Source organism: Sphingopyxis sp. LARHCG72 (genome assembly GCF_052871675.1).
On record NZ_JBIXJU010000001.1, the window covers coordinates 792,223 to 806,716 of the forward strand.

17 protein-coding genes are annotated in these 14,494 nt (G+C 63.3%); 7 read left to right on the top strand and 10 right to left on the bottom strand.

Going from position 1 to position 14,494, the window contains the following annotated elements:
- Positions 1 to 10: 10 nt before the first annotated feature.
- The 3 genes from ACIPPQ_RS03830 to ACIPPQ_RS03840 form a co-directional block, all read right to left on the bottom strand.
- Positions 11 to 1,657: an acetolactate synthase large subunit gene (locus tag ACIPPQ_RS03830; protein WP_446542869.1), complete on the bottom strand. Its 1,647-nt coding sequence runs from the start codon at positions 1,655 to 1,657 to the stop codon at positions 11 to 13.
- 190 nt (positions 1,658 to 1,847) lie between these two features.
- Positions 1,848 to 2,378, bottom strand: a complete 531-nt coding sequence (locus tag ACIPPQ_RS03835) for a hypothetical protein (RefSeq protein ID WP_446542870.1) — start codon at positions 2,376 to 2,378, stop codon at positions 1,848 to 1,850.
- Positions 2,375 to 2,941 carry a hypothetical protein gene (locus ACIPPQ_RS03840; RefSeq protein ID WP_446542871.1) on the bottom strand — a complete coding sequence of 189 codons (567 nt, stop codon included), beginning with the start codon at positions 2,939 to 2,941 and terminating at the stop codon, positions 2,375 to 2,377. The genes ACIPPQ_RS03835 and ACIPPQ_RS03840 overlap by 4 nt, the downstream gene beginning before the upstream one ends.
- Positions 2,942 to 3,065: 124 nt before the next feature.
- Between ACIPPQ_RS03840 and ACIPPQ_RS03845 the strand changes: the two genes are divergently transcribed.
- Positions 3,066 to 3,509, top strand: coding sequence for a hypothetical protein (locus ACIPPQ_RS03845; RefSeq protein WP_446542872.1), 444 nt, complete (start codon positions 3,066 to 3,068; stop codon positions 3,507 to 3,509).
- Positions 3,510 to 3,576: 67 nt separating this feature from the next.
- Here the strand turns inward: ACIPPQ_RS03845 and cobT are convergent, their stop codons facing one another.
- Both cobT and ACIPPQ_RS03855 read right to left on the bottom strand, forming a co-directional pair.
- Entirely contained in the window at positions 3,577 to 5,400 is a 1,824-nt protein-coding gene (cobT, locus tag ACIPPQ_RS03850) for a cobaltochelatase subunit CobT (RefSeq protein ID WP_446542873.1), read from the bottom strand.
- Positions 5,397 to 5,801, bottom strand: a complete 405-nt coding sequence (locus ACIPPQ_RS03855; protein WP_446542874.1) for an endonuclease domain-containing protein — start codon at positions 5,799 to 5,801, stop codon at positions 5,397 to 5,399. Before ACIPPQ_RS03855 ends, cobT begins: the two co-directional genes overlap by 4 nt.
- 370 nt (positions 5,802 to 6,171) lie before the next feature.
- On the opposite strand from ACIPPQ_RS03855, the gene ACIPPQ_RS03860 reads away from it, so the two are divergent.
- Entirely contained in the window at positions 6,172 to 7,365 is a 1,194-nt protein-coding gene (locus ACIPPQ_RS03860; protein ID WP_446542875.1) for an MFS transporter, read from the top strand.
- Complete coding sequence (locus tag ACIPPQ_RS03865; RefSeq protein ID WP_327455160.1) at positions 7,362 to 7,493, top strand: hypothetical protein; 132 nt, start codon at positions 7,362 to 7,364, stop codon at positions 7,491 to 7,493. Before ACIPPQ_RS03860 ends, ACIPPQ_RS03865 begins: the two co-directional genes overlap by 4 nt.
- A gap of 4 nt (positions 7,494 to 7,497) precedes the next feature.
- Here ACIPPQ_RS03865 and ACIPPQ_RS03870 read toward each other — a convergent pair whose 3' ends face one another.
- From ACIPPQ_RS03870 to ACIPPQ_RS03890, 5 genes are all read right to left on the bottom strand, one after another.
- On the bottom strand, positions 7,498 to 8,697 hold the full coding sequence (locus ACIPPQ_RS03870; protein WP_446542876.1) for an alpha/beta hydrolase: 1,200 nt from the start codon (positions 8,695 to 8,697) through the stop codon (positions 7,498 to 7,500).
- Between the two features lie 112 nt (positions 8,698 to 8,809).
- A complete protein-coding gene (locus tag ACIPPQ_RS03875) occupies positions 8,810 to 9,310 on the bottom strand; it encodes a hypothetical protein (RefSeq protein WP_446542877.1) in 501 nt (166 codons plus the stop codon).
- Positions 9,311 to 9,448: 138 nt separating this feature from the next.
- On the bottom strand, positions 9,449 to 10,438 hold the full coding sequence (cobS, locus tag ACIPPQ_RS03880; RefSeq protein ID WP_446542878.1) for a cobaltochelatase subunit CobS: 990 nt from the start codon (positions 10,436 to 10,438) through the stop codon (positions 9,449 to 9,451).
- 96 nt (positions 10,439 to 10,534) lie between these two features.
- Positions 10,535 to 10,972: an ester cyclase gene (locus tag ACIPPQ_RS03885; protein WP_446542879.1), complete on the bottom strand. Its 438-nt coding sequence runs from the start codon at positions 10,970 to 10,972 to the stop codon at positions 10,535 to 10,537.
- Between the two features lie 10 nt (positions 10,973 to 10,982).
- Positions 10,983 to 11,474, bottom strand: a complete 492-nt coding sequence (locus tag ACIPPQ_RS03890) for a J domain-containing protein (RefSeq protein WP_446542880.1) — start codon at positions 11,472 to 11,474, stop codon at positions 10,983 to 10,985.
- A gap of 165 nt (positions 11,475 to 11,639) precedes the next feature.
- On the opposite strand from ACIPPQ_RS03890, the gene ACIPPQ_RS03895 reads away from it, so the two are divergent.
- The 4 genes from ACIPPQ_RS03895 to ACIPPQ_RS03910 all read left to right on the top strand — a co-directional run bounded on the left by ACIPPQ_RS03895 (position 11,640) and on the right by ACIPPQ_RS03910 (position 14,346).
- Positions 11,640 to 11,918, top strand: a complete 279-nt coding sequence (locus tag ACIPPQ_RS03895) for a BolA family protein (protein ID WP_446542881.1) — start codon at positions 11,640 to 11,642, stop codon at positions 11,916 to 11,918.
- Between the two features lie 2 nt (positions 11,919 to 11,920).
- Positions 11,921 to 12,289, top strand: a complete 369-nt coding sequence (locus tag ACIPPQ_RS03900) for a cupin domain-containing protein (protein ID WP_446542882.1) — start codon at positions 11,921 to 11,923, stop codon at positions 12,287 to 12,289.
- Positions 12,289 to 13,173: a pirin family protein gene (locus ACIPPQ_RS03905; RefSeq protein ID WP_446542883.1), complete on the top strand. Its 885-nt coding sequence runs from the start codon at positions 12,289 to 12,291 to the stop codon at positions 13,171 to 13,173. The genes ACIPPQ_RS03900 and ACIPPQ_RS03905 overlap by 1 nt, the downstream gene beginning before the upstream one ends.
- A 249-nt stretch (positions 13,174 to 13,422) precedes the next feature.
- Positions 13,423 to 14,346 (top strand): alpha/beta fold hydrolase, encoded by a 924-nt coding sequence (locus ACIPPQ_RS03910; protein WP_446542884.1) that lies wholly within the window; start codon positions 13,423 to 13,425, stop codon positions 14,344 to 14,346.
- Positions 14,347 to 14,494 lie beyond the last annotated feature (148 nt).

Sequence of the window (14,494 nt, forward strand, 5' to 3'; positions counted from 1 at the left end):
ATGCCAAAGATTACAGTTCCTTCGACAATTTCTTGATGTCGATATTGAGGATCTGGTCATTCTCCGAATAATCGACCGGGCAGTCGATCAGGTGGACGCCCGGCGTATCGCGCGTATGCGCGAGCAGTTCCTTCAGATGCGCCGCGCTCTCGACGCGGTGGCCGTACGCGCCATAGGCTTCCGCATATTTGACGAAGTCGGGGTTGCCATAGGTCAGCCCCCAATCCTTGAAGCCCATATTCGCCTGTTTCCAGCGGATCATGCCATAGCTGTTGTCGTTCAGGATCAGCACGGTGATGTTGAGGCCGAGGCGCACCGCGGTCTCCATCTCCTGGCTGTTCATCATGAAGCCGCCGTCGCCGCAGATCGCCATGACCTTGCGCCCCGGATAGACCATCGCCGACATCATCGCAGACGGCAGCCCCGCACCCATCGTCGCCAGCGCATTGTCGAGCAGCACGGTGTTCGGCTTGCACGCGGTATAGCCGCGCGCGAACCAGATCTTGTAGACGCCATTGTCGAGGCAGATGATCCCGTCGTCGGGCATCGCATCGCGCACCGACTGGACGAGGTGCGGCGGGAAGATCGGGAAGCGCTCGTCCTTCGCGAGTGGAGCGGTATGCTCGACCTCGGCCTTGCGATAGGCGAGCAGGTGATCGAATTTCCACCCGCCGTTGGGGACGATGTCTTCCTTCATCTGCCACACGGCGTTGGCGATATCGCCGATCACCTCGATGTCGGGGAAATAGACGGGGTCGACCTCGGCGGTCTTCGTCGACACATGGATCACGGTCGGGCCGCCGCGCTGCATGAAGAAGGGCGGCTTCTCGATCACGTCGTGGCCGAGGTTAACGATGCAATCCGACGCCTCGACCGCCCGGTGGACGAAATCGCCGGCCGACAGCGCGGCGCAGCCGAGGAACTTCGGGTGGCGCTCGTCGATCACGCCCTTGCCGAGCTGCGTCGTGAGGAAGGGGATTCCGGTCTTTTCGATGAACTGGAGCAACATGCGGCTGGTCATCGTGCGGTTCGCGCCCGCGCCGATGACAAGGACGGGGGAGGTCGCTTCCTCGAGCGCCTTGACCGCCTCGCGGATCGATTTGACGTCGGCGGTCGGGCGGCGGCTGTGGCTGCGCTTCAACGGCAGGCTGTCGGTATGCTCGTCGGCGATATCCTCGGGCAGCTCGATATGCACCGCGCCCGGCTTTTCCTCTTCGGCGAGGCGGAAGGCTTCGCGCACGCGGCTCGGGATATTGTCCGACGACGCCATCTGGTGCGTATATTTGGTGATCGGCCCCATCATCGCGACAACGTCGAGGATCTGGAAGCGGCCCTGTTTCGATTTCTTGATCGGCTTCTGGCCCGTGATCATCATCATCGGCATGCCGCCAAGCTGGGCGTAGGCCGCCGCCGTCACGAAATTGGTGGCGCCGGGGCCGAGCGTGGCGAGGCAGACGCCGGTCTTGCCGGTGTGGCGGCCATAGGTGGCGGCCATGAAGCCCGCGCCCTGTTCATGGCGGGTCAGGATCAGCTTGATCTTCTTCGATCGCGACAGGCTGTCGAGGAAATCAAGATTTTCCTCGCCCGGAACGCCGAAAATATACTCGACGCCTTCTTCTTCGAGACATTCGATGAACAGGTCGGATGCTTTTTTCATGTGTCAGTCGCCCCCTCAGCCACGCACCACCCCGGTGCGGCCCCAAGTCATGCCGGCGACCCCTCAGCACATATGTCGATACAGCGGCTCTCGTCGTCAGGCCGCGAGTCCCTGCTGCATCGGGAAGGGGTTGTAACGAGGGGCAAAGGGCTTGTCACCCTGCGTGCGGAAGAGGCGATTCCGGCCGCGATTATCGCGGGTCGACCCGCAGATCGCGGTCGAGCCGGGCGGAAACCTCCGACCCCGCAGGGATTTCGGCGCTGCGGCCCGTAGAAAGGAAGGGCAGGACGAGGAAGGCGGCAGCGGTCGCGGCACCATCGCCCGCGTCCTTCTTGCCGCGCGCTTCCAATGTGCCGCTGACGCGCAGGGGGCCGCCGGGAAGTTCGGCATAGAGCAACTGGACGTCGAGTTTGCCCGACCGTCCGAAGGCGCCGCGCTTTTCGGCGCGCGTCAGCTGCGCGACGACGATGGTGCCGGCGGGAATCGCGACCACGCCGTCCACGATCACGGGCGTCGCGACCTTCAGGTAAAGCAGGTCGCCCTTTTCGTTTTTCTTCGTCGACACGGCATCGCGCGTGACCAGGTCGATCCGCGTCCCCGCAGGCAATAACAGCCCCGCCGCTGGTGCCGCAGCGCGATCGGCGGAAGCGGGCTCTCCGCCGGCAGCCGGACCGGCCAGCATCAGCCCGGCCGCGGCAAGAAGCGCGCGGCCGCCCGTCACGGCGCTGCTGCTTGCGGGCGCGGAATCTCGGTGTCCTGTTCGACGAAGCCGGTCATCAACTCGCCCGCCTTGATCTTCGCATTATTGCCCTTGGCGAGCAGGCCGAGCGGCCCCAGCGCGAGGACGCCGAGCGCCGTTTCGGCGCCACCGCCCGCGCCCTTGGCGGTGTTGCTGCCGCTGATCGGGACGCGATATCCGTTGACGTCGACATAAAGGAGCCGCGCCTCCAGCGATCCCGACTTGCCGACATTGCCGCTCTTCTTCGCCGCGAGCACTTCGCCCCACGCGATCGTCCCGACCGGAAGCGCGAGGACGCCATCGACGAAAACCGGCTTGTCGACGCGCAGCCTGAAGCGATGCCCGGGCATATGCGTCTTGGTCGTGACTTCCGAGATCACCATGAAATGAATGGGCGTATCGCGTTTCAGAACGAGCGGACCAATCGCGGGTTCGGCTGGCACCGCCGGGACGGAATCCGGCGCTGCCGCCGGTTCGACGATCGCCCCCGATTGCGCCGCTCCCGAAAGTAAAACGGCCATCGCCGCGCCCAATATCAGCGTCATTACCTGCCCCCTGCAACCCCGCGCCAGATAGGCCATGAATAGACGAAATTGCCAAGCCAGAATCTTGTTGACCCGCTTGGAAAGGAGAGGGAATTGTCGCGGACCAACAAAGGGGGAGCAGACAATGAAATTCATCGGGATGATTGCCGGCATCACTATTGCCGCAATGGCGGTGTCGACGCCTGCCATGGCGAAGAAGAAGGACGCCACCTATGTGATGGTCAATGAGGAAATGGGTGTGCCCGTCTTTCCCCATGACATCACCGACAAGCCGTACAAGATCATCGGTGTGGTGACTGCGGGGGTGCGCAAGGCGACGATTTTCAGCAAGGAAGCATCGCAGCAGAAGATCTACAACGAGATCTGGGAACGCGGCGAAAAGCTGGGTGCCGATGCCGTGATTGGCGCAAAATATGGCGACAGCCGCATCACGGCGATGAGCTGGGGCAGCACCAAGGCCGGCGGCGTCGCGATCAAGTTCCTGACCGCCGAAGAGATTGCCGCCGGGGCAAAGGGCGACACGCTCGAAGGCTTCGATCCCGAAGCCTGGACCGGCAAGAAGAAATAAGCGCTGGCCGCATGGCCTGGAGAAACACGAAGGGGAGCGGCGTTGCCGTTCCCCTTTTGCTATCCGGTCAATCGATGTCGAACAGGCCCGCGAGCTGTTCGACCATCGTGCCGCCCAATTGCTCGGCATCCATGATCGTGACGGCGCGGCTGTAGTAGCGCGTCACGTCATGGCCGATGCCGATTGCGCACAATTCGACCGGCGAGCGGTTCTCGATCCATTGGATCACCTGCCGCAAATGCTGGTCGAGATAGGCGCCATGGTTGACCGACAGCGTGCTGTCGTCGACCGGCGCGCCGTCCGAAATCACCATTAGGATCTTGCGCTCTTCGGGGCGGCCGATGATGCGCTGGTGCGCCCACATCAGTGCCTCGCCGTCGATATTCTCTTTCAGCAGCCCTTCCCGCATCATCAGCCCGAGCGACTTGCGCGCGCGGCGATAGGGTTCGTCGGCGGGCTTGTAGATGATGTGGCGGAGGTCGTTGAGACGGCCGGGGTGTGCGGGTCGACCCGCGGCGAGCCAGTCCTCACGGCTTTGCCCGCCCTTCCATGTCCGCGTCGTGAAGCCCAAAATTTCGGTCTTCACGCCGCAGCGTTCGAGTGTGCGCGCGAGGATGTCGGCGCTGATCGCGGCGATGCTGATCGGGCGGCCGCGCATCGAGCCACTATTGTCGATCAGCAAGGTCACGACGGTGTCGCGGAAATCGGTATCGCGCTCGATTTTGTACGACAGCGACTGGCCAGGCGAGACGATGACGCGCGCGAGGCGGGCGGCGTCGAGCTGGCCTTCCTCCTGGTCGAAATCCCACGCGCGGTTCTGCTGCGCCATCAGGCGGCGCTGGAGCCGGTTGGCGAGCTTGGTCACCGCGCCTTGCAGATGCGTCATCTGCTGGTCGAGATAGGCGCGCAGCCGCGTCAGCTCGTCGGCATCGCAGAGCTCGGTCGCGAGGATGATCTCGTCATGCTTTTCGGTGAAGCGCAGATAGTTGAAATCGGGAATGTCGCTCGGCAGGCGGTTGGGCCGCACGGGGAGCATGCCCTCGTCGCCTTCGCCGCCCATTTCGGGCTCGCCGTCGGCTTCCATCTCCTGCGCGTCGGGGTCGCTGTCGCCGTCGTCGGCCTGATCGCCCGCCATTTCGGCGCGCGCGTCGACCTGGCTTTCACCCGCGCCGCCGTCTTCGCTTTCCTGTTCTTCCGGCGAGTCCTCGGCTTCGGTCTCGTCCTGCTCGCCGCCATCCTCCGCGCCTTCCTCCAGCCGCTCGTCGCTCTGGATGAGGTCGAGGTGGCGGAGCGCGAGCTTCGCGGTTTCGGCAAAGGCGGCCTGATCGTCGAGCAGCATCGACAAGGCGGTGAGGTCGCCGCCCGCCTCGCCCGTGATCCATTCGCGCACCAGCGACAGGCCGGTCTCGGTCCCTTGCGGTGCCTGCTCGCCGGTCAGCGCCTCGCGCAACATCAGTTCGAGCGCGCTCGAAATCGGCACATCCTCGCGGCCTTGCGCGCGGCTGATCGGGTCGCTGCGCATCCGCATCGCGAGGCTTGCCGACAGGTTGCTCCGCATGCCGTTCATGTGGCGCGCGCCCAGCGCCTCGATCCGCGCGCGCTCCATCGCGTCGAACGCGGCTGCGGCGAGCGGTTCGGAAGGGCGCGCCGCGGCGTGCAATTTCTCGCTGTGGTGCTTCATGCGCAGCGCGTAGCTGTCGGCAAAGCCGCGCGCCTCGGCGACCTGGTCGGCGGGCAGAGTGCGCGACGGGGTCGGCACCTTGATCGCCTTGCCGATCTGCGCTGGCGCGTCGGCGGTAAAACCGACCTCGACCTCGGTATCGCGGGTCACCGCGCGCGCGACGCTCGACAGCGCGGCCTTGAAATCGTCGAGGGGAGATTGGGCGGTCATCGTGCGGGGCGGTCTTCTAAAGCCCTCCCCCTTGATGGGGGAGGGTTGGGTGGGGGTGATGTCTCGTCCAAAGCCTTTGTCAGAAGGGTGGCGACACCGTCAATATTAGCGAGCACATCATTGTTCCAGAAACGGATCACGCGATAGCCGTCATTTTCGATTGTCGCCGTGCGCGGGGCGTCAACTTCATCACTATGCTGTCCGCCATCGATCTCGATTACCAATCGCGCCCGATGGCTGGCAAAGTCGGCGATATACTGGCGGATAGGAACCTGGCGGCGAAAGCGCCAATCGGGAAAGGCGGTGCGCAACAGCTCCCAGACTTTGCGCTCGGCATCGGTCATTTCGTTGCGCAATCGCCGCGCTCGCTGAGTCGAGCCATCCGGCGGCGTTCGTTTCATGGCTAGCGTCCTCCATTGTCATGGAAGCTGCAGTCTGCCCGCCTTCCCCCTCGATGGGGGAAGGATACGAAGCCTTGCGCCGTAGGCGCTAGGCGGAGTTGGATGGGGGTGATGGTGCGTCCTTCGACCCTCGCTTCGGGCCGAGACCGCACCCCCACCGCTGCGACTAAGCCAGCAAGCTGGCAAGTCTCGCTGCCTCCCCCATCAAGGGGGAGGGGAAAATGGCGGCTCACGACCGCGCAAGAGCAAAACGGCGCCATGATTGGAGCCGTAAACAGCTTTGGGCTTCGGGGGAATATAGCTAAGCTCGCTTGACCTCACGCCGGGGCAGGCGCATCCGCCGCTCATGTCTTCCCCCAGACTCTCCCCCATGAAAAAGCCTTGGGTCGTCATCCTCTGCGCCGCGTTCATCGTCACGCTGGCGATGGGTGTGCGCCAGTCGTTCGGCCTGTTCCTGCCGCAGATGAGTGTCGATATCGGGATCAGCCGTTCCGACTTCGGGCTCGCGATGGCGCTGCAGAACCTGCTCTTCGGACTCGTCCAGCCCTTCGTCGGCGCGCTCGCCGACAAACATGGCGCGGGGCGTGTCGTGCTCGGCGGCGCGCTGCTCTACGCGCTTGGGCTGATCGGGGCGGCGTTTGCGACCGATGCGATCGGGCTGCACATCAGCTTCGGGCTGCTGATCGGCATGGCGCAGTCGGCGACGACCTTCGTCGTCGTGCTCGGCGCGGTTGGCCGCGTCGTCAGCCCCGAAAAGCGCAGTAGCGCGTTCGGTATCGTGACCGCGGGCGGCTCGCTCGGCCAGTTTCTCGTCGTGCCGCTCGCCTCGACGCTGCTCGGCGATATCGGTTATCATCAGACCTTGTGGATCATGGCGGGGCTCGTCGCGCTCTGCGGCCTGCTCGCGATCGGCGTTTCCGGCCGCACCGACACGCCCGGGACGCTCGTCGCCGAAGAACAGACCGCGCGTGAGGCGCTGCGCGAGGCGGCGGTCCATCGCGGTTACTGGCTGCTCAACGCGGGCTTCTTTGTGTGCGGGTTCCACATCGCCTTCATCGCGACGCACTTGCCTGCCTATCTCGACGATAAGGGGCTGGGGATCGAGATCGGCGCGCAGGTGCTCGCGCTCGTCGGGCTGTTCAACATCCTCGGCTCTTATGTCTTCGGCCGTGCGGGCGATTTGATGCGCCAGAAATATGTCCTGTCCGCACTCTACACTGCGCGCTCGGCGGTGATCGCGCTCTTCCTCTTCCTGCCCTTGAGCCATGCGAGCGCGCTCGTCTTCGCGGCCGCGATGGGCTTTCTCTGGCTCGGTACCGTTCCGCTGACCAGCGGCATCGTCGGGCGCATCTTCGGCATCCGCTATCTCTCGATGCTCTATGGCATCGTGTTCCTCAGCCACCAGCTCGGCAGCTTTTTCGGCGCTTACACCGCCGGACTCATCTTCGACGCCACCGGCAGCTACAATATCGCGTGGGGCTTTTCGATCGCGCTCGGGCTGTTCGCGGGGCTCGTCCACCTGCCGATCGCCGACGCGCCGGTCAAACGGCTGGAACCGGCGTGAAGATCGCGCGGCAGGACTGGATCGCGCTCGCGCTTTTTGTCCTGATCGCGGCGGGCGGTCTGTGGCTGTGGACCGGCGAGGGACCGGTCGTCTGGCTCACCAATTTTGCGATCATGTGCGGCTTCTAGGCCCTCACTGCGGTTCTTCGACCTCGGGCGTCCGCTGACAGATCGCATCGTCGCCATTCTTGGGTATCACGGGATCGGGAAGCAGGCGGAACACGTGCGCCCATGGCGTTGCGACGCGTTCGGGCCGTGTGCGCTTGTTCGCGACGACATCGATAAAGTCCCAGCACACCACGCCGCTGCGCAGGAAATTGCTGTGCCCCGTCGATCCGCGCGACACATCGGTGGTGTCGATCACCGTCAACCCGGCGCGCGAGGCCGGGTAGCAACGCTCGGGCAGCCCCTTGGCCTTCAGGTCGGCCGCCTCGAACGGATTGAAGCAATAGGGCGAGCCGAGCCGCGGATAGCCGTGGATCGCGCGCGACGCGGCGAGCGCCTTGTCGGCACGCGAGGTATAGACGGTGATCCGCCGATTGTTGGCGACCCGCCGCGCCGAGAGCACCTCTTCCTCGATATCGCGCTCAAACGTCTCGCGGTCGATGTCGGGTGAGGCGAGGATGACGTTCGAGATATTGCTGCTGTCGGCGTTGCTCGACGTGCGATCGACATAGGCAATCGCGGGGATCACGAGCCGCGCGCCGAGCGAGTGCGACACGACCACAACCTCCTTCACCCAGCTCTGTTCGGCGAGCGATTTCAGGAAGTCGCGGAAATTGCGGACGTCGTGATACATGTTCGTCTCGTCGACGACATAGCTCAGGACCTTGCCCTGCGACGGCCAGCTATATTCGATGATCGGGCCGTCGAAGCCGGTCATGCGCGCGATCTGCGCCGCGTCCTTCGACGTCGTCGAGAAATTCTCGCGATAGCCGTGGACATAGAGCAGCACGCGCCCCTGCTTGCGGTCGGTCTCGGCCTGCAGCGCGCGCCACCAGTCGGCCGAGGTCTGGAAAGCCAGCGGCGCGAGCAGCTTTTTCTTCTTGCCGATCACGACGTCGCGCGGCGCGTTGAAACGGCCGTATCGCATCTGGTCGCCGCGGTGATGGAGCAGCTCGATCTCGCTCGTCCGGCAGTCGGGCAGGCGGCTCGTCGCGAAGAAATAGGGCAGCGCCTCGCCGTCGACGACGGCGCCCGCCTGCGCTGAGCAGCGCGGATCGGCGACATATTCGGCATGGCGGACCTTGCCATAATCGACCGCCGCGATGCTGCATCCAGCGAGGATGATGGCGACGAGCGTTGCGGTAAGGATGGCGGCGAGCCTGCTCACGACATTTCCTGTAATCTCTCTTGATAGGCGAAGGTTCTATAATTCGTGATCCTCGACACAGGCGAAGGAGAATGTCGGGGTTTGGTGCTAAATTCCACTCTCGTTTTTGGGTCTATCGAATGGGAATTGGTTTCTGTCTTTCCTTGTGGGCGTCAGAAAAAATTATAAAAAGATCAACTTCTCCGGAACTGTTAGAAAAATAGAAAGAAGACTCAATATAATTTCTATTAAAATATATGAAATTATCGATGTTTTCTCTGTATTTAATTTTCAATTTTTCGGAATGTTTTTCCCATATTCTTGCCACGTTAACGGCAGTTCCCGGGCTTTTGTCATCGGTCTTAGTTTGTCGAGCACATCTTTGTGCATCAACGAAAGTATTTTTCAAAACGCTGGGTGTGGGAGTCCAGATTTGCTTGAACTCGCAAATCCAGTCGAGTTCGCCAAATGCCACATAGAGATCATCTCGGCCTCGAGAGTTCTCAATCAATCTGTCTTTTCGACGTTTTACGGCATAATATTCTGCGAGAGCAACGCCGCCGGCAGCATAGGCGCTGCCTGTTAAGAAGCTAACTGTAGCGGTTTCATTATAATGAAAAGGGTCGTCTTCCATTTCTAGAAAGAAGCGTCTTCGAAGCTTCGCGGATTCTATCATCCATTTCTCTAGGGCCTTGTGTCTCGACGTTCTCCGGTCCCCAAAGGGAGACGACACAGCGAACGGGTCTAATTTCAGGCGGCCCTGCATCATCGGCTATTTGCCGACGACGCTTTCGGGCAGGTCCTCGCCGAACACGCGCTGATAATATTCGGCGACGATCATCCGCTCGGCTTCGTCGCACTTGTTGAGGAAAGAGAGGCGGAAGGCGAAGCCGATATTGTTGAAGATCGCGGTGTTCTGCGCCCAGCTGATCACTGTGCGCGGCGACATCACGGTCGAGATGTCGCCGTTGATGAAGCCTTGACGCGTCAGGTCCGCGACCTTCACCATATTGGCGACGGTCGTCTCGTCGGTGTCGGGCACCTTCGCGAGGATGATCGCGCTTTCGGTCGCGGCGGGCAGATAATTCAGCGTGACGACGATGTTCCAGCGGTCCATCTGGCCCTGGTTGATCTGCTGCGTGCCGTGATACAGCCCGCTCGTGTCGCCGAGCCCGACGGTGTTCGCGGTCGAGAAAAGGCGGAAATGCGGGTTCGGGCGGATCACGCGGTTCTGGTCGAGCAGCGTCAGCTTGCCCTCGGTCTCGAGGACGCGCTGGATCACGAACATCACGTCGGGGCGCCCGGCATCATATTCGTCGAACACGAGCGCGGTCGGTGTCTGCAGCGCCCACGGGAGCAGGCCTTCGCGGAATTCGGTGACCTGCTGGCCGTCGCGCAGCACGATCGCGTCGCGGCCGACGAGGTCGATACGGCTGATATGCGCGTCGAGGTTGACGCGGATGCACGGCCATTTAAGGCGCGCCGCGACCTGTTCGATATGCGTCGACTTGCCGGTGCCGTGATAGCCCTGCACCATCACGCGGCGGTTATATTTGAAGCCGGCGAGGATCGCGAGCGTCGTGTCGCCGTCGAAGACATAGGCGGGGTCGAGATCGGGGACGCGTTCGTCCGCCTCGCTGAACGCCGGCACCTTCATGTCGATATTGACCCCGAAGACCTCGCGCGCATCGACCTCGGTATCGGGCGCCGCAAGCAGCGTCGAGCCGTGGTGATCGGGAAGGCTGTTCGGAATATCGGTCATGTCACAAGGTCCAGCGAAACGATAATGGGGAGAGTCGCCGCGGACGGCGCTTCGGCTAGCGCGGTATAGGCCTCGGTTTCAGCTTGCAACGCCTTTTCAGAGCAGGCCAAGCGCCTTCATCACTGCCGACTGGTCGTAATAGGGACGTTCGCAGACGATCTTGTCGCCGCCGGGCGCGAATTCGAAACTGGCGGCCATGCGAATGCGGAAGGCCTTGCCGGTCGGTTCGATCGTGCGCAGGCCCAGCTTCAGCGGGCCGGTGTGCGTGCCCGTCAGCCAGAATTCGACGAGCACCGTGTTCGTCGTTTCATCGGCGGCGATCGCGATCACCTCGTTCGCCTGATCGGGAAAGGGCTCACGCGACGCGGCGAAATAGGACCGCACCGCCGCTTCGCCGTCGAAGATCGTGCCGGGGCCCATCAATTCGTAGCGCGGATGGTCGAAGGTCGCGAGAACGCCGTCCCAGTCGTGCGTGATCTCGAGCGCCATGTGCCGGCGCACGACCTCGATCCGTGCTTCGTTCAGGTCGGTCATCGCGCCTCTCCTATGCGAATGCCTTCGTTTTTCTCAGCAACTGATATGCCGCAACGACTTCGCCGAGTCTCGTCTCGAAACTGCGATCGCCGCCATTGCGGTCGGGATGATATTTGCGGACCAGTTCGCTGTAGCGCCGCCGCAGCGCCGCGCGGTCCGCACCCGCGGGCAGGCCGAGCAACTGCATCGCGGCATGTTCCTCGCGCGAAATGCCGGGATTGGCGGCCTCCCGCCGCGCCTCGTCCATCCGCTGGCGAAAGCGTGCACCGAGCGCGTCGATCGGGTCCCTGAAGTCGGCCCAGCGTGGCGGCAAATCGGCGCTGCCCGCGGGGCGGAAGGTGCGGCTCTCGGTTTCCCAGCCGGCGGTCGGCGACTGCGCCTCCATGATCTGGTCGGCGGTCATACCCTCGAAGAAATTATAGCCCGCGTTGAATTCGCGCACATGGTCGAGGCACAGCCAGCGATATTGCGGCGGGCCGTCGGGCGAGCGCGTCCACGCCATCGGCGCGCGGAACTCGCCGGGTTCGCGGCATCCGGGCGCGGCGCAGGGGGCTTCGCGCGGGACGCGGCCATGAAAACGGGAAGGGCGTGCAGAAGAAGGCACAAGGGACTTTCGAGAGGCGTTGGAGGTCTTATAATTTGGCGACGAAGCGCTTATGGTCAACCCATGAGCAGCAAAGGCCCCGTACAGCAAGAGATGGAAAGCCTGCTCAGCGCAGCCTTTCCCGACGCAAATTTTGTCGTGAACAACGACAGCGCCAGCCACCACGGCCATATGGGCGACGATGGCAGCGGCGAGTCGCATTTCAGCCTGAACATCGAATGGGCGGGATTCGCCGGCCAGAACCGCGTCGCGCGCCAGCGCGCGGTGAACAAGGCGCTCGGCGACCTGCCGGGTCAGCGCGTCCATGCGCTCGCGATCAAGGCGACCGCCCCGGGAGAATGACGATGCCCGACAAGGTGAACCTTGCCGAAGCTTTCGCGACCTTCAATGATCACTGGAACCCGCGTGTCGCGGGCGACATCAATGATTTTCAGGTCAAGCTGGTCAAGCTCGACGGCAAGTTCGACTGGCATCATCATGACCATGAGGACGAACTCTTCCTCGTCGTCGCCGGCCGGATGAAGATGGCGTTTCGCGACCGCGACGTGATCGTCGAGCCCGGCGAGTTCATCATCGTCCCGCACGGCGTCGAACATTGTCCCGAGGCGCTGGGCGGCGAATGCCATGTTGTCCTGCTCGAACCCGGCACGACGCGCAACACGGGCAATGTCGAAACCGACAAGACCCGAAAGACACTGGAAAGGCTCGGCTGATGTTCACTATCATCACCCCTTCGACCCATGACATCGGGGCATTCGACGTGCGGCGTACCTTGCCCAACAAGGAACGGACGATGGTCGGCCCCTTCATCTTCGTCGACCAGTTCGGCCCCGCGCATTTCGACATCGGTCAGGGCATGGACGTGCGCCCGCACCCGCATATCAACCTGTCGACGCTGACCTATTTGTTCGAAGGCGCGATCGACCATCGCGACAGCCTCGGCACTTATGCGACGATCCGGCCGGGCGCGTGCAACCTGATGACCGCCGGACGCGGGATCGTCCATTCGGAACGCACGCCGCAGGGCGAGCGCGCGACCGGATCGGGCATCTCGGGGATGCAGACCTGGCTCGCGCTGCCCGACGGCAAGGAAGAGACCGATCCCGCGTTCGAGCATGTCCCCGCCGATCAGTTGCCGCTCGTCGAGGACGGCCATGTTTCGGCGCGCGTGATCATGGGCAGCCTGTGGGGCGCGACCGCGCCGACGACGCAGCATAGCGCGACCATCTACGCCGATATCTTGATGAACGCCGGCGCGACGATCCCGATCGATGCCGAAGCGGACGAACGTGCGGTGCTGGTCGCGCTCGGCGATGCGAGCCTCGATGGCGAGGCGCTCGAACGGTACAGCCTCTATATCCTGAAGCCGGGGCAGGCGATGACGCTGCGCGCCGAAAGCGACGCGCGCGTGATGCTGCTCGGCGGAGAGGCGTTCACGACGCCGCGCCATCTGTGGTGGAATTTCGTGAGCTCCAGCCGCGACCGCATCAACGACGCGAAGCAGGAGTGGAAAGAGCGCAAATTCCCGCTCGTCCCCGGCGACAGCGAAGAATTCATCCCGCTTCCCGGAATGCCCAAGACGGTGAGCTATCCCTAGGCCCGGTTTCGACCGAATCCCGTCATTCCCGCGAAGGCGGGGATCCCGCTTTCTTCTTCACCGTCGCCAAGCGGGATCCCCGCCTTCGCGGGGATGACGAGATGGGCGGGAACGTCTTAAATCCACCCCCTAGCGGACACGGCGGACTTCCGGTCTCCTTCACCCGATACCCCGACATGTGTTGCAGCTTGCCAGTCGCATCGATCCCCGCCAGATTGGTTTTGAAAAGAAACCAAAGGAGCGGTGTCGATGATCGGCGATTTCGAGCAGCAGCGTGTGAAGCTTTCAACCGGGGTCGAGCTCGACGTCGTCGATATGGGGCCGCGGGGCGCGCCGGTTCTGATGTTTCTCCACGGCTTTCCCGAATCGCACCGCACCTGGCGCCATCAGTTGCCGCATTTCGCGACGCGCTTCCGCTGCATCGCGCCCGACCAGCGCGGCTATCGCGGCTCGTCGAAGCCGCAGGACGTCGAATCCTACACGCCCGACAAGCTGATCGCCGACATCTTCGCGCTCGCCGATGCGCTCGGCGTCGGTGAATTCACGGTCGTCGGGCACGACTGGGGCGGCGCGATCGCGTGGGGTGTTGCGCTTGGCGGTCAGCCGGGCGGGCTGCATCCGGCGTGGGCGGGCCGCGTGACCCGCGCCGTCATCGCGAATGCGCCGCATCCCGGCATCTTCCAGCGGCTGCTCGCGGTCAACGCCGACCAGCGCGCCGCGAGCCAGTATATCCGCACCTTCCGCGACCCCGCGAGTGATGTGATCATCGAAGAACATGGCATTGCGGGCATTCTCGCCCATGCCTTTGAAGGGCGGGTGCCGAGCGGCGGACTCCAGCCCGCCGACGAGATCGGCCGGCTGCTCAAGGATTGGGAGGATCGCGACACCTGCCGCGCGATGATCAACTGGTATCGCGGTTCGACGATCGATGTGCCCGCGATGGAGGAACCCTATGCCGAACCGCCGGCGGTCCCGTTCCCCAAGCTCAATATCCCGACGCTCGTCATCTGGGCGCTCGACGATGTCGCGCTGCCGCCGTGCAATCTCGACGGGATAGAGGAACTTGTCCCCGACGTGACGATCGTCGAAGTTCCCGACTGCGGTCATTTCGTGCCGTGGGACGCACCCGACGCGGTCAATCTGGCGATGGACGACTTCCTCGCCGCGACCTGAATCAAGGCCCTGTACTCGCCCCTAAAAAGGCGGCGGGCGACAATCGTGTCGCCCGCCTTGGGGGGGTCTGTATCGACGTGTCTGGGGCACGCGAAAGGATCTTGTTCGCGCTCGTTTTTCCTCCGGCTGAACAAGTCAGCCGAAGTAT